21 protein-coding genes are annotated in these 25,301 nt (G+C 47.5%); 10 read left to right on the top strand and 11 right to left on the bottom strand.

The features are described from left to right. Positions 1–40 precede the first annotated feature (40 nt). Positions 41–1,465: a DUF4428 domain-containing protein gene (locus tag BM159_RS02855; RefSeq protein ID WP_093912758.1), complete on the top strand. Its 1,425-nt coding sequence runs from the start codon at positions 41–43 to the stop codon at positions 1,463–1,465. Between the two features lie 111 nt (positions 1,466–1,576). Here BM159_RS02855 and BM159_RS02850 read toward each other — a convergent pair whose 3' ends face one another. The 9 genes from BM159_RS02850 to BM159_RS11805 form a co-directional block, all read right to left on the bottom strand. Then, positions 1,577–2,266, bottom strand: coding sequence for a Maf family protein (locus tag BM159_RS02850; protein WP_093912757.1), 690 nt, complete (start codon positions 2,264–2,266; stop codon positions 1,577–1,579). A 136-nt stretch (positions 2,267–2,402) separates the two neighbouring features. Then, positions 2,403–3,686 (bottom strand): glycosyltransferase family 2 protein, encoded by a 1,284-nt coding sequence (locus BM159_RS02845; RefSeq protein ID WP_093912756.1) that lies wholly within the window; start codon positions 3,684–3,686, stop codon positions 2,403–2,405. An 82-nt stretch (positions 3,687–3,768) separates the two neighbouring features. After that, positions 3,769–4,455 (bottom strand): CDP-diacylglycerol--serine O-phosphatidyltransferase, encoded by a 687-nt coding sequence (gene pssA, locus BM159_RS02840; RefSeq protein ID WP_093912755.1) that lies wholly within the window; start codon positions 4,453–4,455, stop codon positions 3,769–3,771. A gap of 58 nt (positions 4,456–4,513) precedes the next feature. Beyond that, positions 4,514–5,143 (bottom strand): phosphatidylserine decarboxylase family protein, encoded by a 630-nt coding sequence (locus tag BM159_RS02835; RefSeq protein ID WP_093912754.1) that lies wholly within the window; start codon positions 5,141–5,143, stop codon positions 4,514–4,516. A gap of 189 nt (positions 5,144–5,332) precedes the next feature. Then, positions 5,333–6,070 (bottom strand): WecB/TagA/CpsF family glycosyltransferase, encoded by a 738-nt coding sequence (locus tag BM159_RS02830; RefSeq protein WP_093912753.1) that lies wholly within the window; start codon positions 6,068–6,070, stop codon positions 5,333–5,335. 2 nt (positions 6,071–6,072) lie between these two features. Continuing rightward, complete coding sequence (locus BM159_RS02825) at positions 6,073–7,683, bottom strand: peptide chain release factor 3 (protein ID WP_093912752.1); 1,611 nt, start codon at positions 7,681–7,683, stop codon at positions 6,073–6,075. A gap of 114 nt (positions 7,684–7,797) precedes the next feature. Further along, positions 7,798–8,499, bottom strand: a complete 702-nt coding sequence (locus BM159_RS02820; protein WP_093912751.1) for a hypothetical protein — start codon at positions 8,497–8,499, stop codon at positions 7,798–7,800. Positions 8,500–9,159: 660 nt separating this feature from the next. Further along, on the bottom strand, positions 9,160–17,379 hold the full coding sequence (locus BM159_RS02815; RefSeq protein WP_093912750.1) for an ESPR-type extended signal peptide-containing protein: 8,220 nt from the start codon (positions 17,377–17,379) through the stop codon (positions 9,160–9,162). Continuing rightward, positions 17,376–17,639 carry a hypothetical protein gene (locus BM159_RS11805; protein WP_143089382.1) on the bottom strand — a complete coding sequence of 88 codons (264 nt, stop codon included), beginning with the start codon at positions 17,637–17,639 and terminating at the stop codon, positions 17,376–17,378. The genes BM159_RS02815 and BM159_RS11805 overlap by 4 nt, the downstream gene beginning before the upstream one ends. Positions 17,640–18,162: 523 nt before the next feature. Between BM159_RS11805 and BM159_RS11920 the strand changes: the two genes are divergently transcribed. From BM159_RS11920 to BM159_RS02795, 5 genes are all read left to right on the top strand, one after another. After that, the gene (locus tag BM159_RS11920; RefSeq protein ID WP_177205876.1) at positions 18,163–18,411 is read left to right on the top strand and encodes a hypothetical protein; all 249 of its coding nucleotides are present in this window, start codon (positions 18,163–18,165) and stop codon (positions 18,409–18,411) included. Between the two features lie 16 nt (positions 18,412–18,427). Continuing rightward, on the top strand, positions 18,428–18,820 hold the full coding sequence (locus BM159_RS02810; RefSeq protein WP_093912749.1) for a hypothetical protein: 393 nt from the start codon (positions 18,428–18,430) through the stop codon (positions 18,818–18,820). 208 nt (positions 18,821–19,028) lie between these two features. Then, positions 19,029–19,442: a hypothetical protein gene (locus tag BM159_RS02805; RefSeq protein WP_093912748.1), complete on the top strand. Its 414-nt coding sequence runs from the start codon at positions 19,029–19,031 to the stop codon at positions 19,440–19,442. Positions 19,443–19,669: 227 nt separating this feature from the next. Then, positions 19,670–20,074: a hypothetical protein gene (locus BM159_RS02800; RefSeq protein WP_093912747.1), complete on the top strand. Its 405-nt coding sequence runs from the start codon at positions 19,670–19,672 to the stop codon at positions 20,072–20,074. A 220-nt stretch (positions 20,075–20,294) separates the two neighbouring features. Continuing rightward, the gene (locus BM159_RS02795; RefSeq protein WP_093912746.1) at positions 20,295–20,732 is read left to right on the top strand and encodes a hypothetical protein; all 438 of its coding nucleotides are present in this window, start codon (positions 20,295–20,297) and stop codon (positions 20,730–20,732) included. Between the two features lie 333 nt (positions 20,733–21,065). On the opposite strand, the gene BM159_RS02790 is transcribed toward BM159_RS02795, so the two are convergent. Both BM159_RS02790 and BM159_RS11915 read right to left on the bottom strand, forming a co-directional pair. Then, positions 21,066–21,248, bottom strand: a complete 183-nt coding sequence (locus tag BM159_RS02790; RefSeq protein ID WP_093912745.1) for a helix-turn-helix domain-containing protein — start codon at positions 21,246–21,248, stop codon at positions 21,066–21,068. A gap of 117 nt (positions 21,249–21,365) precedes the next feature. Then, entirely contained in the window at positions 21,366–21,563 is a 198-nt protein-coding gene (locus BM159_RS11915; RefSeq protein ID WP_177205875.1) for a helix-turn-helix domain-containing protein, read from the bottom strand. A gap of 293 nt (positions 21,564–21,856) precedes the next feature. Here BM159_RS11915 and BM159_RS02780 point away from each other — a divergent pair, with 293 nt between their 5' ends. From BM159_RS02780 to BM159_RS02765, 4 genes are all read left to right on the top strand, one after another. After that, a complete protein-coding gene (locus BM159_RS02780) occupies positions 21,857–22,357 on the top strand; it encodes a lecithin retinol acyltransferase family protein (RefSeq protein ID WP_177205874.1) in 501 nt (166 codons plus the stop codon). Positions 22,358–22,898: 541 nt separating this feature from the next. Beyond that, positions 22,899–23,459, top strand: coding sequence for a tetratricopeptide repeat protein (locus BM159_RS02775; RefSeq protein WP_093912742.1), 561 nt, complete (start codon positions 22,899–22,901; stop codon positions 23,457–23,459). Between the two features lie 117 nt (positions 23,460–23,576). Further along, positions 23,577–24,170, top strand: coding sequence for a tetratricopeptide repeat protein (locus tag BM159_RS02770; RefSeq protein WP_093912741.1), 594 nt, complete (start codon positions 23,577–23,579; stop codon positions 24,168–24,170). Between the two features lie 221 nt (positions 24,171–24,391). Beyond that, positions 24,392–25,300 carry a tetratricopeptide repeat protein gene (locus BM159_RS02765; RefSeq protein ID WP_093912740.1) on the top strand — a complete coding sequence of 303 codons (909 nt, stop codon included), beginning with the start codon at positions 24,392–24,394 and terminating at the stop codon, positions 25,298–25,300. Position 25,301: the final 1 nt, after the last annotated feature.

The following is a 25,301-nucleotide window of genomic DNA, read 5'->3' as shown; positions in this document are numbered from 1 at the left end:
AGTATTATAAAACATATTTTTAATTACAAGGAGGTTCACAATGGGATTCTTTGGCAGCTTATTTGAAAAGAGACAGTGCTCTATCTGCGGAAAGGAAATGGGACTCACGGAACGCAAAGAATTATCCGGCGGCAATCTGTGTGATGACTGTGCGGAAAAGCTTTCCGATTGGTTTTCGACAGAAGCCCGCAAAGCTTCCACTCCGCAGCAGATTCAGGAGCATCTCGCTTACCGTGAACAGAACCGGCAGGCGGTAGCGCAGTTCCGTGCGACCCGTACCATCGGGAAATCTACCAAGGTTTATCTGGACGAGATGAACCGGAAATTCATGGTTTCCAGCGCCAGTGATTTGCAGAAGGACAATCCGGACGTGATTGACGCTTCCGCTATTACCAACGTTGCAGTTGATATCAACGAATCCAAACATGAACTACGGACTAAGGATGAAGAAGGACGGAGCGTATCGTACAATCCCCCGCGGTATGATTTTTCCTACGATTTTTATGTAGATATTGACGTAAGTCATCCCCATTGCAGCCACAGGCGCATAAAAGTGAACAGCAGCAGTGTCTGGGTACGATATGACTACCTCCAGGCCAGAGGCCTGAGCAATTTTGGCAATCGCACTATGGGTAACTCGTTTAACGCTGGCGGAAATATGGGGAATATGGGTACGGCAGCCGGTATCTTAGGCGCTGTCATCAACGGTTTGCAGAACAGTATGAACGCAGGCAACCCTGCCGCCATGTATCCGCCTGAATACCAGGAAAGTATGGCGATTGCAGAAGATATCCGCGTATCTTTGTTGAATCTTCGTAATCCGGGCTCAGCAGTGCCGAATCCCGGCACGGGTATGGGCGCCAACGCCGGTATGGGAACTGTAGGCGGTGTAGCCGGTATGGCAGCCGCTGGTGGTATGGCAGCTGCCGGAATGCCTCAGCAGGGCTATCCGCAGCAAGGTTACCCCGGACAGATGCCTCAGCAGGGCTATCCGCAGCAGGGTTACCCCGGACAAATGCCCCAGCAGGGTTATCCGCAACAGGGTTACCCCGGACAGATGCCTCAGCAGGGCTATCCGCAGCAGGGTTATCCCGGACAAATGCCCCAGCAGGGTTATCCGCAACAGGGTTACCCCGGACAGATGCCCCAGCAGGGTTATCCGCAACAGGGTTATCCCGGACAAATGCCCCAGCAGGGTTATCCGCAACAGGGTTACCCCGGACAGATGCCCCAGCAGGGTTATCCGCAACAGGGTTATCCCGGACAAATGCCCCAGCAGGGTTATCCGCAGCAGGGTTACCCCGGACAGATGCCCCAGCAGGGTTATCCGCAACAGGGTTATCCCGGACAGATGCCCCAGCAAGGGTATCCGCAACAGGCGGATGCAGGGAGCTGGACCTGCCCCAACTGTGGAACACCGAATCAGGGTCAGTTCTGCGTAGGCTGCGGAGCACCGAAGCAGTGATGTAAATTTCAATTTAACAGTCCGTAAAAATGTTATATACGATTCTGTAAAACATAATAGCGCTCCTGCTTAATCAGCAGGAGCGCTATTATTATATTTTACTGACTGTTATTAAACTATAGAATCAACGCCTGCTCTGCGTAACATTTCATAAACCGCAGTTAACGGCAGGCCGACCACATTATCATAGCTGCCTTCGATTCTTTCAACCAGTACAGCGCCCTTGCCCTGTATCCCGTAGGCCCCTGCCTTATCCAGAGGTTCCCCGGTTTCCACATACCAATTTATTTCCTCGTCTGTAAGCCTGCGGAAATAAACATTGGTCGTTACGACCTGAAGCAGCGTTTTTTTCTGATACAAGACAACTGTTGCGGTTTTTACTGTGTGCATCTTGCCTGAAAGGGTTTGCAGCATATGTTTTGCTTCCACCGTATCGGCCGGTTTGCCCAAAATATGTTCTCCCAAAACAACAATAGTGTCGGCAGCCACTACGGGGAAACCCGTACCCGTTTCTTTTGCGGCTGCCCTGCCTTTGCCCAATGCGTTATAGGCGCAGACCAGATCCGCATTCCGGTAAGGTAAAAGTAAGGTCACACCTTTTTCAGAAAGAACGGGTTCATTGTGTGTGTGATTTTTTTTACCGGAAAACAAAAACTGTTTTCGCAGGCTGTCTAACTTTTCCGTTGCTTCATTAACCGTTTCAGCTTCTGCAAACGGCAGAGAATGAACTTCTACTGTCCAACCCATCTGCTGTAAAAGCTGCATACGTCGCGGCGAACCGGAAGCCAGAATAATTTTCATAATAATTATTACCTCGTGAGTTTACCTGCTTAAAAAAATCTCCTGTGATACCGGTGTGACTGCCAGGACACATCAAGTAAATCACAGGAGGCTTTCTCATTTAAAATGAGTTTAAAAAATACAAAACTTCAACATGTTATTTTTTCTTGAAAGCAACTTGCTTCGGGCCCACGTTCACCACGTCATCCGGAATGATTACATCGTCGAAGCTGATGCTGCGGGTGTGTAAAGTGTGGCACCATTCGTGTTCGTTCCGATGCAGGAAACCGAGCATCACAATGGGAATCCAGCTGTAAATGAAGACAGGATATACCAAGAGATACAGCCAGGACTTAAAGGAAGCGCGAATCTTCCAGAGTACGGCAACCGGGAAGATATACTGCCCTACGCCGATGATCTGCCATACCTGGATGGGAAGCACTTCATACAATACGTTCGTATAGAAAGGAACCAGATTGTAAATATAAGTGCAAATTACAAAGAAGGTGGACAGCAGCAGGAAATACGGTTGTACCAGATTAATCATACCGTCCAGCACCACGATGTTGTGCTCGGTGATTCCCTTCCACAACATTTTGGGAATGTAACGGTTGGCCACGTCGAAATGTCCCTGTGCCCAACGTTTGCGCTGGTTCCAGGCCGCTTTGAAAGTCAGCGGTTTTTCGTCATAGATGACTGCGTCATGGGCCCAGGTGGTGGGAATATTTTCCATCAGGGCTTTCATGGTGAATTCCATGTCTTCTGTCAGGCAGGTGGCGCCCCAGCCGTACTGTTTCAGGAGTTTGGTATCGATGCACATACCGGTACCGCCCAGCACACAGGACAGACCGATATTGTATTTTGCCAGGTGCCAGATATGGTTTACAATCCAGAAAGAAATGGAGAACATGCCGGACACCCAGGTGTCTTCCGGGTTTTTGGAATCCATATAGCCCTGGATCAGACGCTCCCCGTTGCACAGATGGTTGTTCATGATCTTCAGGAAATCCGGATGTACCAGATTATCTGCATCGAACACACAGACTGCGTCGTACTGGCGTTCCAGACCGAACAGGCGGTGGAACATCCATTCCATGGCAAAGCCTTTGCCCTTCCCCGTTTCGCTGAAACGTTCATACACAATGGCGCCGGCGTTGCGGGCAGCTTCTGCGGTTTTATCCACGCAGTTATCCGCCACGACGAAGATGTCGTATAACTTGTCGGAATAGTTCAGTTGCTTCAGATTTTCAACCAGCTTTGCAATGACCTGCTGCTCGTTATGCGCGCAGACAATCAACGCGAAGGTACTTTTTTCCGGGAACTGTTTCGTCTCTTTCATTTTGCCGAAGAGACCGAACCAGGATACGACGAAATAATAAATAGTAAAGAACACGATGATCAACTGGAGCGGGATCATCACCACATCGAAATTAAAATGCATTTGGACCTATGCACCTTTTCCTTTCCTTAACCTTTTACAAACATTACTGACGAACGCGATTTGCCAAACCCATATTATAAAATCAGTTTCCTTCCTCTTTTACAAATAACAGGCAGTAAACTGCATTGATGATACCGGCAATAAAATATGTAAACATTCCGACGAACGGCCAGCCGGAAGGCCGCTGCCATAACAGATACGCACCAATTAAAACAGCCAAAATAACCGGATACCGGTACATGGGATTGCCTTTTCCTTTAAAGTCGGGAAATTTTACGCTGCTGTACAGGATGATAGCTACAGCCAGGGTCATAATCCCTGCCACAACGGGCGTAAAATTAAAACCGGACAATACATAGGTTGCAATACAGCAGGCGCCTGCGGGAATGGGCATTCCCTGGAAGTACCCGTGAACTACAGATGTGTTCACATTAAAACGCGCCAGACGCATAGCTCCGAAGAACGTGTACAATCCGGCGATTATTTTACCCCACCAACCCAGGTCTGTCAAGGCAAACTGGTAAATTAAAATGGCGGGAGCTACCCCAAAAGCACCCAGGTCACAAAGGGAATCCATCTCTACGCCAAAGGGGCCCTGAACACCCAGTGCACGGGCTGCCCTTCCGTCTAACGAATCAGCGACGACGGACAGGATGATGCAGATTGACGCCATAAAATAATTCTGTTCCTGCGTATAAAAAATGGAAAAAACTCCCAAAACCAGGCTGATGCCACTGATGGTGTTAGGAACGATGCGCTTGTAATTCACGCTTTTGTCCTCCCGATTCCGAAATACTGTCAATAATACACGGGCTTGCGCTACTGTTTTATGGGTTTATACGACCCAATACAGTAATGCCGCCTTTCACCTTGTCACCCTTTTTGCAGAGGATTTCTACCTTTTCCGGCACGACGAGTTCCGTACAGGAACCGAATTTAATCATGCCGTAAACCTCACCTTGATCCAGATGATTACCTAAATTTACCCAGTTATCGATACGGCGTGCCAGAATTCCGGCTATCTGGATGACCAGGATTTTCATACGGTCATTTTCAATTCCCATGGCGAAACGTTCATTTTCAAAAGCAGCCTTCTGGTTAAACGCCGGCAGAAATTCGCCTACCGTATAACGCTGGAATTTGATTGTGCCTTCTGCAGGGCTTCGATTTACATGCACATTAAATACGGAAAGGAAAATCGTCACCTTTTTGGCTTTTGCATTCAGGAACTCATCGTCATAGAAATCCGATACTTCCATGACCGTTCCGTCAGCCGGAGAATATAACAGCGAAGTATCCTGAACGACTTCCCTGTCAGGGTTACGGAAGAAATATGCGAAATAGCAGGCCAGCACCAGCGGAATTACGGCAATTCGGATTCCGAATGCGATAAAGCAGACTACCGCCAGCACCAGTGCTGCGGCAATAAAGGGATATCCCTGTCTTACAATATGCATGAGCGGCCTCCTTTCTTCGTACCTGTCTGAGTTTCCCTGTACTTCGTTATCGTCGGTAAGCACAGGTTAAAATGCTTTCCCTGCTATGCTTTGTGCAGGGAAATGTATCCTGCGTAATGGATTAAAACATAAACTAACATTAACTTGTACATTATAGTATGTAAAAACGAATTTGTCTACTATATTTAGTTATTTTTTCTTTGCTTTTTCATTGCGAACCGCAAATACAAATTTTGGCAGTGCCAGCATTCTTCCGAATCGGCTGGGTTGTTTTATCAGACGGAAGAGCCATTCCAGTTTGGCGTCCTGCATCCATTTGGGTGCCCGCTGCACTTTTCCGGCCAACACGTCAAAGCTGCCGCCGATGCCCATCAGTAAACATGGCTTCAACTCTTCCCTGTACTTTGCTAACCACTTTTCCTGTTTGGGCGCACCTAAGGCAGCGAACAGCATGGCTGCGCCGCTGCGATTGATGCCTTCAATAATTTCCGTTTCTTCTTCAGACGAAAAATAGCCATTGCGGCAGCCGGCTACGTTCAGACCGGGCCAGCGGCGCTTACCTTCCTCCGCTGCTTCTTCCGCAATGCCGGGCTTGCCGCCGAAGAAGTACACGGGGAACTTTTTCTTTGCCGCCTCTTCCAGAAGACGCAGATATAAATCGTAGCCTGCAACCCGCTCCGGTATGGTATAACCCAGATAGTTGCCAGCCCATACCGTTCCGGCTCCGTCCGGAAGGATTAAATCCGCAGTTTCCGACAACAGTGTTTTGTATTCTTTGTCGTCCTGTGCCATCATGATAATTTCCGCATTGGCAGTGACTACAAAGTTTCGTTTGTTCTTCAGCGTGTCCTGGGTCAGTTTCATTACTGCTTCGTCCATGGTGTACGGTACCACAGGAACACCTAAAATCGTTGCAATCTCTTCCATGTTTATACTCTCGCCTTATCCGAAGGTACGACCAGAAATTCCAGTCCCGGGTTGCGCTGCAGAATCCAGTTCAGTGCCCATTCGTTGTTCACCAGGATAACCGGGCGGTCTTTTTTATCATACACAAGCATGCCGTTGTCAAGACCCCGCAGCTTTTCAATGTCTTCCGGCTTTTCCGCATAGACCCAGCGGGCTACGGTAAAGGGAAGCTGAGTCATCACAAGCTGGGCGTTGTATTCATTCTTCAGACGGTATTCCAGTACTTCCAGCTGCAGCTGTCCCACTACGCCGACGATAAAACTTTCCAGCCCCACATGTTTTTGAGTGAACACCTGCACGGCGCCCTCTTGGGAAAGCTGGAGGATCCCCTTTTCAAATTGTTTTCGTTTCAGGGAATCTTTTGGCTGCACCCGGGCAAAAATTTCTGCCGGGAACACGGGAAAATCTTCAAAACGCAGTTTCAGCTTATCATCACTGAGACTGTCGCCGATACCGAAGATGCCCGGATCAAACAAACCGATGATGTCGCCGGGGTACGCCTTTTCTACAATGGTACGTTCCTGCGCTAAAAACTGTTGTGGTTGGGCCAGCTTTACAGGCTTACCGCTTTGGGCATGATACACTGTCATGCCTTTATCAAATTCGCCGGAGCAGATGCGCATGAACGCGATGCGGTCCCGGTGTGCCGGGTTCATATTGGCCTGAATCTTAAAAACAAAGGCGCTGAACAGCGGATTGTCAGGTTCCAGTACATCACCATTTAACAGTGTGCGGGGCTGGGGCGCCGGAGACATTTCCAGAAACTTTTCCAGAAACTCCTGCACACCAAAGTTGGTCATGGCGCTGCCGAAGAACATGGGTGTAAGTTCCCCTTTTAATACGTCCTCGATATGGAACTCTTCCCCTGCCATGTCCAGTAACTCGATATCGCCCAGCAGTGCTTCGAACAGTTCATCTCCGATCATTTCCTTAATGCGGGGATCATCGATGTCCGCGGAAAATTCTTCCAGTTGCTTACTGCCATGGCTGGCATCCGTTTTAAATAACGAAACCTCTCTGGTCAGGCGGTTATACACGCCTTTATATTTTCCGTCCAGGCCCACCGGCCAGGTTATGGGATACACCTTGATCTGCAGAATCTTTTCCACTTCTTCCATCAGGTCAAGAGGTTCCCGGCCGAAACGGTCCAGCTTGTTAATAAAGGTAAAAATCGGCAGGTGACGGCGGTGGCAGACCCAGAACAGCTTTTTGGTCTGGGGTTCCACGCCTTTGGCTGCGTCAATCAGCATGACAGCGCTGTCAGCCGCCATCAGAGTGCGGTACGTGTCTTCCGAAAAGTCCTGATGGCCGGGTGTATCCAAAATATTGACGCGATAGCCCTGGTAATCGAACTGCAGCACCGAAGACGTAACAGAAATACCGCGCTGCTTTTCAATTTCCATCCAGTCGGAAACGGCATGCTTATTTGCTTTTCTGGCTTTTACACTGCCTGCCAGGTGAATAGCGCCGCCGTACAGCAGCAATTTCTCGGTTAAGGTCGTTTTGCCGGCGTCCGGATGTGAAATGATGGCAAAGGTACGCCGTTTTTCTATTTTTTCTTTTAATTCGCTCATGGTATCTCCCGAATATATTTCAGTATGTCCCCGCCTCCTGAAAACACGGTATCAGGCAGGCAAAATTTTACTTTTACCGGGCTTAAACAGTAAACCGGTCAAATCAGTACTAGCTTAAAATCCCCCGAAAGGATTCCTGTTATGGCGTCCGAAACCACCGGTCGTGTTTCCGCTGCCGTAGCCTTCACCCGTATTCCACTGGCTTTCCGGCATCGGTTTTCGCTGGGGCATACGGGGTGCCGGCTGGGAAGCGGTGGAAAGCATCTCCTCCTGGGCCAGATAGGATTTGTACGCGATGACCAGACCGTCCATAACATAGTCCGGTACATCCTGCTCCGTTTTCAGGTAGCCGTCTTCCACATAAAACACAAGCTTGTCATACCGTTCGCCGCCTACTGTGGTAATATCGGCGGACATCTTCCCTTCTGCTTCTTTGGTAAAGAAGCAGTCTTTAATCTGCTGCGATTCGCGTTTCTGCGCAAAAGTAACATAATATTCGTACAGGGTATGCTGGGCTTCCGGCGGAATATCTTCTCCGGTAACGACCGATTCCGTGTCTTCCATTGGAGTGCAGTCCATGTTTTTGTAAACTGTTCCGTCTTTCAGAGTAATGGTTACGGTGAGAACATAGTTTTCTTCGTGAAATTCCGCATGGTCAATCTGCCATTTTTCTTTCCATTCACGGATACAGTCATCACAGACCAGTTTAATATCTTTAAAACTCTGTGCGGTAAAATCGTCCTGATAATACAGATGATCCTGAGCAGTGAATACTTTGCCGCAGCGGGAACAGGTGAGAGGCAATGTACGAATCATAGCAAACTCCTTCAATTATAAAATGCTGTAAAATAAAATACATAATATTATACCACAACACGCCAGAGTTAGCCACAAAAATAAAAAGATAAAATAACCCCTTTCCATCACAAAGAATTCTGTTTTAGCGATAGGCATGGGCTTTGTTTAATAATTTCCAAAAGAAAAGAAGAGACCGGATTTACACCCGGTGAAGGTTTGACTGGCGCCGGGCAACCTGATCCGGGGGAAAAAACACCCGGATTTTTTTCATGAGGCCGCACAGTTACTGATGTTACGCCCTACGCACTCATTAATATATGATAGACAGTGATTATGTCTGTCTGCAAATCATTGCCATGCAGCAAATTAAAACTGTATGGCAGGCGGGGTCATAACGTTTTGTCCGTTAAATACGAATTTTTAACTGTTCAAAACTTCTCGCTATCAGACAAATTAAAAAAGCACCAATTTTCCAAATTTGGGGCGCGCTATATCTTATAGATGTAACTGAGCCAAACTGTGCAAATTGCCGTTAAAAATAAAAAAATCGGGAACCCGTTCACTGTGCGGATTCCCGATACTATTTTAATTGGTCGGAGTGACTAGATCTGAACTGGCGACATCTTCCACCCCAAGTGAAATTTTATCACGGTAGAATTTCAAATAAACTGACCGGCGTCATTTTCCAATCTTCGCTTCCAGACGGGCTAATGCCGCTTTCAATGCCTGGATTTCCGCTTCCTGGGTTGTCAACTTAGCATCCTGAGCGTTCAGTTGCTTCCGCATGTCCGCATTCTCTTCCTTGATGGCCGCGTTTTCTGCCGACAGCGCCTTGATATTCTTCGCCATGACTGCCTTACTTGTGCCAAAACCTTTGTTCTTATCCAATGCAATGGATATGCCTGCATTGACCATATTCTCGCCATTGCCAAAGGCACCGCCGACGCTGATCATCATCTTTTCAGTCGGGCGGTAGAACATTCCCATCGCCATGGCGTTAGCGCTCCGGTAATTGCCGTAGCCCAGACCCATGGTGAACTTGTCGTCCGTATCAATGGGATGCAATGCTGCCAGCGCTGCCGCACCGGCGCCCACCTTGCTGATACGGCTGTCCAGTTTGTTAATGCTGTTACTCAGGTTGACAGCATTGTTGTAAGCAGCCTGGTTAACTTCCCGTACCTGACCGACAGTTGCTGCATCGGTATCATCCTCGCCGGGGGCCACATGTTTGATCTGCCGCTCACCATCTTTGGAACCCACGGAAACAGCACCTGCTTCCGCAGTGGAACCATTGCCTATCACAATCGCGTCATCCACATTTTCAACGGTTACGTCATTTCCTAATACAATGTTGTTCTTGCCAGTAACATTGGCATTATGCCCCAGCACAAAATTAGTATCACCGGTTACATTCGCATTATTGCCAACTACAAAGGTACCATTTCCGTTTACGTTGGGATTATTGCCAATTACATAGCTGTCATCGCCGAACACATCGCCCGGATCGCCTATCGCGCCACTGCGTTTGCCATGAACTTTAATACCCGTACCGATAGCAATGGAATTATCCTCTGTAGCTTCGCTGTCCTTGCCAATGCTTATGCTCTTGCTATCTGTACCAAGAACAAGCTTTCCGTCACCGTCTTTGCCTTTGTTCAGGTAATCATACACGGTGGAACCTTTCACCAGTTCGTCCGCATTCTTCTGTCCTTCCTCAGCGACCACGCCGTCCTGCTCTTTCACGACCGTTTCCACATCATCTGCAATTTTCCTGACTGCTTCAGCGTCTTTTGCCAGTTCCTGCACATCACCCAGCGCATCCAACGCAGCCTTGTTACTGTCCGCAGTCGCTTTTACCTCTGCCAGTTCCGTCTTGTCCGCCTTTTTGTTCAACAGCGTGTCCGTATCCTCCTTCGTATAGGCGTCTTCAATGCCGTAACCCTTCAACGTGTTTGCCTTGTCCGCCTTCTTTGCCAGCGCGGTTTCATTAGCCGTTACCCTTGTTCCCAACGAAGAAATATCATTGGCGTTCTTGTCAATCGCCGTCTTGTTGGCGGCAATATTTGTTGCATTCTTCTCAATCGCCTTTTCATTGGCACCGACCATGTCAGTCAATTCAGAAACCACACTTGCATCTGCCTTATCCGCTATTGCATCCGCGTTTGCTTTTACCTGAGTGTCCAGCGCAGACAGGTTCGCGGCTGTCGTATTCGCTTTCTTTACATACGTGCCGTTGGCGGGACGTACTTCCGTGTATACCGTTCCGCCGGTCACAAGACCCGCATTACCGCTCGCTACCGCACCCGTGCCTAACTTCGTCCCCCAGACTGCCGCGTCAATGTTGGAAGCGTCCACCATAGCTGCATCCGTAATGCCGTATCCGGACAGTGTCGCCGCTTTCTGCGCAAACTTATTGTCTGCGGCGGTCTTCGTATATGCATCCGTAATGCCATAACCGGACAGAGTCGTCGCTTTTTGAGCGAATTTTTCATCTGCAGCCGTCTTTGTATAAGCATCGGTAATGCCGTAACCGGTAAGTGTCGTTGCCTTCTGAGCAAACTTTTCATCTGCCGCCATAATCGTGTAGGCGTCTGTAATACCATAGCCTGTTAACGTGGTTGCCTTATCTGCTTTGCCTGCAATCGCAGTTGCATTGTCTGCAACAGCTTTTGTCAAACCGCTGCTAGCGTCGCCAATCGCACTCGTATTTTTATCTACCCTCGCGACCAACCCTGTTTCGGGTTTGTTTACCGTTTCATCCAATGCACTAATCGAATCCGTATGCCCGCTGACTGTAGATTTCAATGTACTGATATCACTTGTGTTAGCAGTTACGCTCGCTTTCAAAGTTCCAACGGTAATCGTGGAATCTGTCCCAACAAGCTTAACCTCGTCCGCGATATTACCGGAACTAATCGTCGTGTTGGTCAGTGTTGCTCCGTCGCTCTTAGCGTATGCACTTAACGCACTGTACACTTTGCCGCCGGTTATAACGCCTGTGTTACCGTCAGCTATAACTCCATCCTTTTTCAATTGCAGTTTATTTGAATCAAAGGTAAAGTCTTCGCCTGCATTTACATTGATTTCTGTACCGGTAATACTGATGCCTTCACCAGAGTTATATAACCCGCTGCCGCTTCCTGCCACTGCACTGATTCTATAGGTATCAACGCCTGACTCTGATGTTGTTTTAGCAACGGTAACATTATCACCCTGCTCCAGTTGAATCAGACTCCGTACTGCCGTTTTGCCAGCATCAGAAATATTGGCAAGATCTACGCCTGCTTTGTTTTCAAGTGCAGTTGTATTTGCCGTTATTCTCGTATCCAGTGCACTTGTCACCGCATGCACCGTGCCGCCGGTTACCAGCTCACCATTATTAAGGTCAATAGCACCCGTTCCCAGCTTTGTTCCCCAAGTTGCAGGTGTCGTTACATTAGAGCCGTCAATCTTGGCAGCATCCGTGATGCCGTAACCTGCCAACGTGGTTGCAACGTCTGCCTTACCTGCTAATGCTGTAGCTACCGTACTGCCGGTTACATAGCCTGCACCTGCATCTCCGTCTGCAACTACCCCTTCTGTAGTCAGTTCTGTAGTTCTTTCCTTTGTTCCTACCGTCAAGCCGCTAACCGTTGTCGCACCTGCACTTAATGTACCCTCTGCGCCAACAACGAATTTACCGCCGGCTGCGCTGATGGCGCCGTCAGAATCTACGGTGAATTTATCACCGGAAATACTAAACGCCCCATTGCTTGAAACAGAAAGTTTACCTTCTATTGTTGTGGTATATCCGTCTGTTGCATCTCCACTACGTGTAATTCCTTGAATCGTACCTGCATTCGCTTTCACCGCATTATCTAACGATACCAGGCTCCCTGCTACATCGGTACCTGCACTGATGTAACTATACGTACCTTCAGCTACTGTGATATTGTCAGCACTGATGGCGCCTACCGCAGAAATATTACCGTTTGTCCTGATTGATCCGTCACTAGAATCCACAGTGAAATTATAACCACCAGCACCTTTTGCTGCACTGATTCCACCTGCTGCACTGATGGCGCCATCCGAATCTACGGTAAATTTATCGCCGGAAATACTGAACGCACCGTTGCTTGAAACAGAAAGCTTGTCTTCTATTGTCGTGGTATAGGTATAACCATCATTATCATTCCCGCTGCGAGTGCGCGTAATTCCCTGCATATTAAACGTTGCCGCTTTCAACTGCGCCACGTTCACAGCGTCGGTATCATATGTGCCTGCTGCCACACCGGTGATTTGACGGGTAACAGTTGCTGTGTCGCTGTCAGTTGCAGACGCGCCTACCGCAATGGCGTTATGCGTTGCACGCCATGCAGGATCAGTTTTTTGATTATTATCATCCTCATTCAAATATGCCTTATACGCATTGTTCGACGCATTATATTTTGCCCGGTTTGCAACTGCTCCGCTGCCCAAAGCGACTGAATCAGAAAGAGTTGCCTGTGCGCCATTTCCAAATGCAAACGCGTTAGTGCCTTCTGTTTCTGTATTTCCGGAAACATATGCTCCGCCTACCGTTGCACCTGTGCCAATTGCTACTGAATTTGTTGCCTTTTCACCCGTCGTGCCGCCCAACGCTGCCAGGGAATTGTATGCATTTGCAACGGAACCGTTACCGAACGCCGTTGAATAATTGCCATTTGCTTGTGCGCTAAACCCCCAAGCTGTGGAGTAATCGCCGAGTGCTATCGTGCTGCTGCCGAATGCGGTAGAATAATCCCCCTGCCTAGTCAGGTTATTATCAAGAAAAGCAGATTCATACATGTTGAAACCTGCTCCATTATTATCTGATAAAACATCATTTTCATTCCACAGGTCAACAATCTTGTATCTTCTATTTCCTGCATCAGTAGTATACTCTACAATTTTCGCTTCAGTTTCACTGCCATCTTTTTTATACGTCAGCTTACCTGCCTGTGTGTGGCTGCCGAACGCCGTAGCATAGTGACCGTTGGCCTGTGTAGTGCTGCCAAACGCCGTAGAATACAGACCGTTGGCCTGTGTAGTGCTGCCAAACGCCGTGCTAGACGGACCGCTTGCCTCTGTGCTGCTGCCAAACGCTGTAGCAAACTGACCGTTGGCCTCTGTGCTGCTGCCAAACGCCGTAGAATAATCGCCAAGAGCCTGTGTGTTGCTGCCAAACGCCGTGGAAAAATCACCGAGCGCCTCTGTGCTGCTGCCAAATGCGGTAGAATAATCCCCTTGCTTAGTCAGGTTGCTATCGCGAAGAACATCGTAATAGTAGAAACCTGCTCCACCATTATCTGATAAATCATCATTTCCATCCTTAGAAACAATCTTGTATTTTCTATCTCCCGCGGCAGTAGTATACTCTACAATTTTCGCTTCAGTTTCACTGCCATTTTCTTTTTTATACGTCAGCTTACCTGCCTGTGTGTAGCTGCCGAACGCCGTAGAATGATCACCAGCAGCAATCGAACGGTATCCAAACGCCGTAGCATCCTGACCGTTGGCCTGTGTATAATTGCCAAACGCTGTGGAATTATAACCGTTGGCCTCTGTATAATTGCCAAACGCTGTAGCATACTGACCGTTGGCCTGTGTAGTGCTGCCAAACGCTGTGGTATACTGACCGTTGGCCTTTGCAGCGTTCCCAAACGCTGTGGAATTATAACCGTTGGCCTGTGTATAATTGCCAAACGCTGTAGCGTTTTTGCCCATTGCCTTTGTATTGTAACCCCCAGCTGTGGAGTAATCGCCTTCGGCTTTTGTTCCGTTGCCCCATTTTACTTTTCCGTCACTGGAAACAGAAAGGTTGTTTTCAATAGTTGTGGTAGCTACATAGCCAGCCTCGCCGGGTATACCCGTTTCGGTTCGCGTAATCCCCTGCATGTCAAACGTAGCTGCTTTCAACTGCGCCACGTTCACTGCGTCGGTGTCTTCGGTACCTGCAGCCACGCCGATGATCTGGCGGGTGACTGATTTTGTATCGTCAGTGGTGTCAATATCACCGATTGCAATGGCGTTTGCGGTAGCTCTCCATGCAGAACCAGTTTTTGTTTCGCCTGTCTCATCGCCCAAATATGCCGTATATTTATTGTCCGTCCCATCATACTTCGCCCGGTCTGCGACAGCACCACTGCCTAAAGCAATTGAGTCAGGCAGTGTTGTCTGTGCGCCTAACCCCACCGCCAGCGAGTTCACCGCATCTTCTGCTGTCGTACCGCCCAACGCTGCCAGGGAATTGGATGCATTCGCAACAGAACCGTTACCGAACGCCGTAGAATAATCGCCTGTGGCTTGCGCTCCGTTGCCCCACGCAGTAGCACCGATTCCTTCAGCTGTCGTTCCAACGCCAAAAGCGGTGGAGTGCGCGCCCTTCGCTTCCGAGAGCAAACCGAAAGCCGTCGCCCCATACCCGCCGGTGATCGTGCCGTTTTGCACAATCTCGTTCATTGCCGCATCTTCGGAATCGAAATAAGTGCCTGATAGCTTTATTTCTGGATTATCAGCGTTAACAATTGTATATTTTAATTCAGTTGCAGGTATCGTTTCACCAGATTCCGGATTGCCCGGATCTGTTATCATTACCGGATTGCCGTTTGCGTCCTTAACCACAACTACTTCAGAAACGACCTTCGCTTCCGTCCCGTAATATTTAAACGACGTCACCGCCGCTGTTTTTGTATAATTACCAAAAGCGGTGGAATAATCGCCTTCGGCTTCTGTTCCGTTGCCCCAGGCGGTGGCATAGTTACCCTGCATCGTTACGTACGGGTCTGTTGACGCACGCCCTTTTAACGCCTCATAAGCATCAGTATAACTATTCTGTCCTCCAATGAACACGTCATCTGTACCTTTATTTTCAGCATATTTAACCGCGTACCTTATGGAATCTCCAGTAGGATTATGATCAGTATATGTTTCAATAATCAGATCGTGGACTTTACCCGTATCATCTTTAACCGTCCACTTGCCGGCTTTCGTATTGTGGCCCCAGGCGGTAGCGCCTTCCATCAGCGCTGCTGTATTATCGCCGAAGGCCGTGGTAGTCCTGTCTCCGGCTGTTGTTTCGTAACCCCAGGCGGTAGCATTATCGTGGCCGGCTGTAGTATGATCACCGAAAGCTGTGGATTTATGACTAAGTGCTTGGGTATAATCTCCCCATGCCGTGGAGTGGGAGCCGTCGGCTAAAGTACCTTCACCGAACGCCGTCGAGTATACACCGCTGGCTGTAGTACCAGAACCAAACGCCGTGGAGCTTTCACCTTTGGCTGTAGTACCAGCACCAAAGGCCGTGGAGTTATCGCTGCTGGCAATGGTCCTGGAACCAAAAGCCGTGGCATTCATGTCACTGGCTGTAGTACCAGAACCGAACGCCGTGGAGTTAGCGCCGCTGGCTCTAGTACCAGAACCGAACGCCGTGGAGTTATCGCCGTTGGCAATGGTTTTGAAACCAAAAGCCGTCGCGCCGGTTCCTCTGGCTGTTGTTCCAACGCCAAAAGCGGTGGAATGTGCGCCATTTGCCTCCGAGTACAGACCGAAAGCCGTCGCACCATACCCGCCGGTGATCGTGGCGTTAAGCCTAAGCTCTTTCGTTGCCTCTTCTTCGGTATCGAAATACCCATTAGATAGTATTACGTCAGGATTGTTAGCATCAACAATTGCATATTTTTCTTCATTTACTTTTTTAACAATCCCGTTATATTCAATCGATGTCACCGCCGCCGTTTTTGTATAATTACCAAAGGCAGTGGAATAATCGCCTTCGGCTTTCGTGCCGTTACCCCAGGCGGTTGCATAGACGCCCTTCACCGTTCCCTGCGATGATATATACTCATAAGCTGCATCATAGCTTACAAAAGTTTGACCAGGTAACCCATTACTACCCGAATTACCGTATTCATCTATAATGTGGTAACGTCCATCTCCTTCTTTTTTAATAAAAACATCGTGACCTGCATATGTCCACTTGCCGGCTTTCGTATTGTTGCCCCAGGCGGTAGCACCTTCTGTCAGCGCTACTGTCTCACTACCGAAAGCGGTGGAAGTCCTGCCTCCGGCTGCTGTTTTATTACCCCAGGCGGTAGCGATTTTGCCGCCGGCTATAGTGTTATCACCAAAAGCTGTGGATTTATCATTAATTGCTTCTGTGTTGAATCCCCAGGCAGTGGAATAATCGCCTGTAGCTTTCGCATAGCGACCCCACGCGGTAGCGCCGGTCCCTTCGGCTACCGTTTGAACGCCAAAGGCGGTAGAATGTGAGCCTTTCGCTTCCGACTGCAGACCGAAAGCAGTCGCGCCATACCCGCCAGTGATCTTGCCTTCACGCGCAATCTCATTCATTGCCGCTTCTTCGGTGTCGAAATAGGAAAAATATAGTTCTTTGTTAGGATCGGCAGCCTCAACAATTACATATTTAAGACCTGTGTCAGAATTTTTAGTGATAATCTTCGCTTCCGTCCAGTCATTATTATAAGGATCCCTATATTTTAACGACGTCACCGCTGCCGTTGTTGTATTATTACCAAACGCCGTGGAATAATCGCCCAGTGCTTGCGTACCGTTACCCCATTGCACTTTACCATCACTTGTTACGGTAAGGCTATTTTCTATTTTTGTGGTGTAAATTACCGGATTCGTTGCATCTGTTGATGTGCGTGTAATTCCCTCAGTCCGTGTGCCTACGTCTTGCGACTCACCGTCCGCCCACGCCGAGGGCAAGCTGTAGCCGCCCACCAGGTACGCGCCCAACAGCAGCGTGCTCAGAACTCGGACCGTCATCATGCGGCAACCGCCCGCGTTTCCGCCCTTGGCGTGCCGTTTCGCCAGTTCGCTCACTACCACGTAACAATGTTTCGTTTTACTCCAGATTACTTTGTAAATTCGGTTCATGTTGCGCCTCCAGAATCTATTTCATTTTTTATTTTATCTTTTGCTCTGCTGTTGCACAACCTTCGATGAAACACAACAGCACCAATTAATCCAAAATAAAAAGTCAGGCGAAAGGACATCGTTGTCCCTTTACCCGACAGGTACATCGTGTGTATGGTTTCAGCAGGCGCGGCAACACGAAAGCGACTGCCGCCGCACAGGGGCAAGAGGGTATAGTTAGCTTCTGTTCTGCTTTGTTTTGAAAAATGCAAAACAACCATTCCTTTTCACCCCAATCTTTTACGACACATCAACTTAATTATTATCGTTATTATTTTATCAATAATCTGTAGTATTATTTTATCATTAATCAGTAAATTATCAAGACAACCTGCCCTAAATAAATGTTAATTAATAATTTTGAACGAGCTATTCCGCATAGACTAATTAGAAATTTTTAACTGTTTAAAATTCCTTGCAGTTAGACGAAATTATAAAGCATTATTTTTACCAAATTGGGACGATTTTGGGACGAGTTATATCTATTAGATATAATCAAAGAGAATTGTGTAAATTGCAGTTAAATATAAAAAATTCGGGAACCCGCTCACTGTGCGGATTCCCGTCTTTTTTTAATTGGTCGGAGCGACTAGATTTGAACTAGCGACCTCTTCCACCCCAAGCTATCCCGGGCAGTTTTTTTTGCCCTTAAAAACGTGTTTAAACCTAGTTAAAACGCGGCTTCCTGCAGATATGTAATTAATTCTAAATTCAAACACACAGGTATAAATCCGGCTGATTTTTATGAAAAAAAAGTACCGGTTCCGGTACGACGGTTTTACTGCCATATTCATTTTTTTGCCGGAATCTGCTCTTTTGGCTGTTGTATATTTATTAATTGTTTATGGTTATTATACCATTTGTGCTGGCTGTGTCAAATGTGCCGGGTACTGTATTTTGTCATATTTGCTGTGCTTTAAAAAAACCTCCGTCAAAGGAAAACCCGTCCGTGATGCTGATAGTCTAGTATCAGCTGGAAAACAGCAGGTTTGATCCGAAGGAGGAAAAAATGAATCAGTTGGAAATGAAGGAAATGTTCAGACAAGCGAAGTATGACCCGGTAAAGTATCCGGATGCTGTCATCGAGCAACTGGCAAGATCAGGATACCCGGCGGCCAAGGTGATAACCGATCTTAACGCAGTTTTGCGGGGCGGTTATAAAGACATTCTCTGTTCGTTAGTCTCTGTGTTACGCGATGCAGATTACGCCGGTGATGAATCAGTACTTTTTCAGGATATCTGGCGGTATTACTCCGGAAAGGAAGCGGTTTTCCTGTTGGGCCATGATCCCTGGGTTTTTCTTGGAAGTCTGGCCGAAGCATTTGACAGCGGATCGGATGATTTCCCGGTCAACAAAAGAACCGCGAAGCTGCTTTACCAGTCGGCGGGAAAGCTGTTTTAGTTATTATGCCGGGCCGGCGCATTGTGCGCCGGCCTTCTTTTTTGTGTTTGACTGTGCGGGGTGTGCCGGATGTGCCGGCACTTTCTTTTTGCGTTTTTTGGTGGCTTTTTCAAAAAAACTCCTTATGCCGAACATGGGACTGTGGTGATGATAATATTACTTCAACGCAGGTTACTGCGTAATAACAGTGTTTATGGGAGGGATTTTTATGGAAGACCTGATGTATGAGGAAATTTTTGTAAAAACAGACCGGAGCCACACCGGTCAGACCGATGAAGTGATCGAGACCCTTGCAGGTGCGGGACATCCCGCGGCGAAAGTAATCAAAGCGATCATTGATGCAATGAATGGTAACAACACAGACATTATGAATGCGGTGTTCAAGGCACTTGATGATGTGGATAACGTATACGGTGACGGGACGCTGTATAATCAGGTTTGGTTTTACTTTACAGGGCAGGACAATGAATTTACCGATTTTACTTTTGTAAGTGAATTCCTTTACAAACTGGCAAAATCCCTGTTTGAAGGGTCCAACGGTTTTCCGGTACACAAAGAACTGTCCTGCGTAATTATGAAAGACGTAAGACGTTCTGTCAGTTGGAGCGGTATTATCGCGTAGTTGCAGTCTAGGCCAGTGCTGAAACGCACTGGCTTTTTTTGTTGTTTTCCCGCTGTATTACAGTGGGTCAGGTTCTGTATGCTTCTGCGCAATGAATTTTAATTACTGTATTACTTTTTTGATTTTGTTCTTTCAAAAAACTCCCTAAAAAGAATTGTGTGATACGAATGTATTACAATTTATGCAGATGCCGGCACCGGCAAATATTTTATAAAGGAGTTTTTACTATGAACAAGAAAACAAAAGAAGAGCTGCTGGATAAAACGCAACGCAATTCCTCCCATGAATATATCAGCGTGGTCAATTGCCTTGCTGCTATGGGCGATCCCGTTTCCTGCGTTGTGGACGCAATTTATCAGGCCATGAACGGGAACCAGGTCAACATCCTTGCCGTTATAATCAAGGCCGAAAAGGATTTCGGCGATGAATATGGAAATGAAGAGTTTTTTAAAGAAATTTGGTATAACTTCTCAGGCAGGGAAAGAACGTTTTCACAGTGGGACGACATTGGGGATTTCCTGATGATGCTGGCAAATGCGTTTGCGACCGGTGAAGACAACTTCCCAAAAAGCATCAAGGTTTCCAACAAGCTGGCTCACGATGCGATGATTTATACTAAGTACTTTATGTAACACATGAAATGTAAAATTTAAAATCCGGCCGGCATCAATGATGCCGGCTTATTATTTTGTAATACTCTGTAGTATTGCACTTTTGGAAAAAACATCCTCGCGGCGAATTCCGTGTCTTACATCTGATACTATGGATACAAAGCTGTCATACGGCAGAAGGACGCTTTGTTTAAAGCCGTATGGCTTGTAATACGTAGGATCCGACAAAGGAGGAAAATGTATGTACACCGGAATGATTGACAAAGATTTCATGGGACTTCGCTTTAACCCCTTCAGGCCGTCCGACAGGCGCATCTCGCACCTTGCAAACCTCGGCCATCCTGCCGCGTGGGTAATCAGGGAGATCAACAATGCGATCAGGGGCAAGGATGCCGATATTTACTCTTCGCTGGCGGAAGCGACATACGGGAAAGACAATTCCGAAACGGAACTGCTGTTCAACACCGTCTGGTTTTATTACGCAGGAAATTATTCCGCAGTCTCATCAGGAAGCGGCGCCGCTGACTTCGCATCGGAACTTGCCTACTGCTTTGAGTACGGCGAAAACAGCTTTCCTGTCAGCAAAAACGCATCGCTTTTGCTTTACAAGGCGGGACTGCAGATTTACAGTGACCGTTACCAGATGGAGCTTATCGAAGAATACATGCGGAATTCATAACAGGACAATGCCGGCCAGCCCTTTACCGGGCTGGCCTTTTTTAGTTTTGTTGATGCGTAGTTTTTTGATCGGTTCCCGGCCGGTATTACGATACCTGTAAGACAACCCGGTATCCTGCTTTATCTTTATATTATTCTCGCGTTGATTTGATATAGGCCGTTTTCGTTCGGGTCCGTTGGCCCGGGTGCCTGACAGACCTGCCGGATGCATAAACCATTGCGGTCGGTTTCGGGCGGACGAAGGCGTGCCCCATAAGGCAAAGCCTCGTCGAGAGATTGACCGCAATGGTTTTAAAGCAGGACACTTCCTGCCCTGTAGGTTTGGATAGTTTGTTCAGGCTCTGCGCTGTTCTTCCACATATTCCATAAGGGACTGCTTTGGGATCTTCCATCTGCCGTTGATACGGAAACACCGTATTGCTTTGTCCCGGAATAGTCTGTAGGCAGCATTTTTCCCAATGTTCAATATCTCCATCACGTCTTCGACACTTAAAATATCCCCGTATTCACTAAACATGATTATCTTACCTCCTTCCGGGTTTTTACTAAATATGTTGCATCATAAAACAATTATTAAAACGGACCTTCCGGCATTATCATAAATTCCGCAAAAATGCCTGCGGGGAGCAGACAGTTATCCCGGTCTTTTCCTGAGAAGCGTAGACTTCGCATAATTTTCAACGTCTTCGGAAAAGATCAGGTAATCCCTCCCCTTCTTTTTGTAACGAAGTTTTCCTTCTTTCAGCAGATTGTAAACGTACTGCGTGCTGTAGTGCAGATAGTATGCCGCCTCCACTACGGTAATTAACAGTTTGTCTATAGTCCGGCTCATAACACATTCCTCCCTAATTGTTCTTTTTGGTTCAGGGTATGTCCTGTACATACCTTTATTTTTATGTTGTTTCCCGTAACCTGAAAAAAGCTGATCTGCGGTTTTCCGGTCCGGCAACAGTGATCCTGAAGTTCAGGAAAGCTGTTCAGGGCAGACCTGTTGTATAATTCCGCTTTTTTAAAAAGATATTATAGTTATGGCCCAGACAATTGCTGGCCCCTTGTATAAAGGAACATAGGAACTTAGAAAGTTCCGGCCGTAAAGGCCGGGGCTTATTACTTTCATTAAGGAGGGTGATTATAATTTTAAAGCTTTTGATTTTACTGGCTGCGGCATTATTTTTGGATGATGATACGGAGGAAACCATACCGCAGGAAACGGAACCGGAGAAACAGATCCGTCCCGGAGATGTGATTTTTGTGGAAAGGAACTTTAACCTGTACCGGCATTACGGTGTTTATGCCGGGAACGGCGAAGTCATCCACTACTCTAACCGGGACGGGGATTTCGGTGATGATATTTCGATTCATAAAACGTCCATGGAACAGTTTTTGGACGGGGCCGGGCAGTATTTTATCTGCAAATTCCCCAAACATTGCAGGATCAGGGGGTATCACCTGTTTACCAAAAAGGAGACCGTGGAACGAGCCTATCAGCGGCTGGGGGAACGGCAGTATGACCTTGTGGGCAACAACTGTGAGCATTTCGCCCTCTGGTGCAGGACTAACATCAGCGAGTCAAGTCAGGTCAAAAAGCTGGAGAACGGGCTCCTTTCCTTGATACAGGATGTGTGACCATACTTATTCCTTCAGACCGGCCCTGCCCTTTTACGCACCATGTCCTGTATGTGAAGAATCCTGTCAGTACCGGTTTTGTTATAAACCGTAATAACGTCCGGGAACGCGATAAAAGCCGGGAAATTAAATTGAATTTAATAAACAGTGCAACATTCCCAATAAAAATATATTTACATGTTCTGATATGGCAAAACCAAGCCTGAGATATGGCAATAATTTAATTGAAAAATAAACACAAAATCGCAGCTGTCCCGGGATTGACAGAAATAACCGGGACTTCTTTTTTTAAAAACCACCACGGAAGGAAGATTACATTTTTGACGGCTTATCATATAAACAGATGACGGACCGCAATATGCATGCCCCGTATGGCTTCGTGACCGGATCCGTCAGTCCTGCGCAGGAAGGAGGCGAAAGCAGTGACAAAGATACTTCTGTATATTATTGTGACGAGACGGGCGAAGATCCCGTTACTGCAAGATCACGTTTGAGTTCATGAGTGTGTTGTATTAAATAAGAGTCAAAGGAGAATGTTGCCATGAAAAAAATACTGGATGTAGAAGACCCGGTTTTTACCCTCTGCGAAAAGGCGAAACAGGGTGACGCAGAGGCACAGTTTTCTGTGGGCATTTCGTACCTTGAAGGTCTCGGCGTGAAAAAAGACGTGGAAGAAGGACTCAAGTGGGTCAATAAGGCTGCAGAACAAAATTTTGGGATGGCCCAGTTTGCTTTGGGGAAATTCTATTATCTTGGCGTAGATGCGGATAAGGATATGGGTAAGGCTGTAAGCTGGTTTGAAAAAGCTGCGGCGCAGGAAAATCCCGAAGCCATGCTTTATCTTGCCCAGTGCTATTCTTATGATCTTTATGAAGAAAATCCCAAAGAAAATGAAAAGAAAGCCATCAAATGGGTCAGGGCGGCATGCGAAACCGGCTGTCCTGCCGCATATTTGGTCTTCAATGATCTTTGCCGTCTGGGCCGGGCACAGGGCAGCAAGGATGAAGCGATGCAATGGCTGGAGAAAGCAAAATCCCAGCATTGCGATGACTGCGAGATACTTATAAGTACCCTGAAACGTTTCAATATCCAGCCTGAGTAACTATGTACTGAACCCCCTGGACCTGTCCGTCAGGGGGTTTGCTTCCGGTCCGGCAGATCTGTACAACCTGCCGGTGACAGGGAACATGCTTTTCTTATTTAAGAGGAGGAAACAATAATGGATAATACTTCCGGCAGTATAACTGTCGAAGAAATCACTGATGCACAGGCAAGGTTTCTGCTGAATAAGGACCAGAAAGCCTTTGATTTTATAAAAACTGCTGCTGAAAACGGCAATCACGAAGCGCAGCAAAGGATGTTCTGTATTTTGGCGCGCGGTTCCGAACAGGATGAAGCTGAAGGTGTAACTTGGCTTCTTAAGGCCGCAGAACAAGGATATGCCAGTTCCCAAAACATACTGGGAGGCTGCTATCTGAACGGTGAGCACATGAACCAAAATAATACGGAAGCCATGAAATGGTTCCGTAAGGCTGCGGAACAGGGTGACGGCTTCGGACAGTATAATTACGGCATGTGCTTTCTGAGCGGGTGCGGTGTTGAAAGGGATATCCGGGAAGCAATCAGATGGTTCCGCAAGGCTGCTGAGCAGGAAGTCGGGCTGGCCCAGTTCGAACTGGCCAAGTGCTACCTGTTCGGGCACGGCGCAAAAGAAAACAAGGCTGAGGCGACGAAATGGCTGTACAAAGCCGCGGATAACGGTATTGATGCGGCAAAGACTACCCTCTTCAGCTATTTCGGTATTGAAGTATAAGGTTCTGCAAAAGTAACTTCGCGCCGTGTTCCCGCTCTACCCTGCTCTCCTTTCAGCTTTTGGCGGATAAAACGGCGTCCGGAATAAAACGGCCTTGGAATCTCCAAAGGTTTCCAAGGCTGTTATCCGAATCTCCGGCTGTTTCCTTACAACGGGTCCTGCTGTGATGGCCTGTAAAGAAACGGTCTGATTATATTAAATTACCGAGGGAGGTATTTGTAGTGAATAACAGGATTGAAAGAATGGAAAGACTGCTGGGCAAGGAAGAAATTGATGAACTTTTAAGAAAGGCAGAAGCCGGTGACGAAAACGCCCAGTGGTCGCTGGCCAGGTGTTACCATTATGGCAACGGCGTTGAGATTGACGAAAAAGAAGCATTAAAATGGCTTCAGAAATCTGCTGAACAGGGAAAACTTGAGTCCATGCGTGATTTAAGTCATGCTTACTTTTTTGGCAGGGGCGCAAAAAAAGATCTCGTAAAAGCCGCCGAATGGATGCGTAAAGCTGCAGAACAGGGAGAACCTGGGTGTGTGGTTTGTCTGGGTCTGTGCTATTATCATGGCTTTGGCGTAAAAGCTGATGCAAAAGAAGCGGCAAAATGGATTCAGAAGGCCGCCGATAACGACGATACCTTTGCCATGGGTATTTTAGGCGACTGTCATCTGGATGGCATAGGCGTTGAAAAAAACGAGAAAAAGGCTTTTGAACTGTTTGAAACTGCTGCCGAACGGGGAGACGCATTTGCCCAATGTGAACTGGGCAGATGTTACCTTACAGGTACGGGAACGGTTGAAAATAAAGATAAAGCGTTACAATGGCTCTCAAAAGCTGCAGAACAGGGAGAACCGCATGCCAAGTCTTTGCTGGGTGATTTTTATTTTAATGGCGATGTTGTGGAACAGGATTTCACAAAAGCAGCGGAACTGTACCGTGAAGCTGCCGCACAAGGCTTGCCGTTCGCTATTGGACGGCTGGGCAGATGTTACATGTCCGGCAACGGTGTGGAATTCGATGAGATGGAAGGAATGAGGCTGCTTCGCAAAGCTGCTGAGGCTGGCGATCCTGATGCCGCTAATGATCTTGCCTTTATCTCGGATTTCTGGAATAAAACCCCTAAAAATCAACATTAAT

It is taken from the genome of Succiniclasticum ruminis DSM 9236 (assembly GCF_900112895.1).
GTDB classification, from domain to species: domain Bacteria; phylum Bacillota; class Negativicutes; order Acidaminococcales; family Acidaminococcaceae; genus Succiniclasticum; species Succiniclasticum ruminis.
This window is presented reverse-complemented; position numbering and strand designations above follow the sequence as displayed.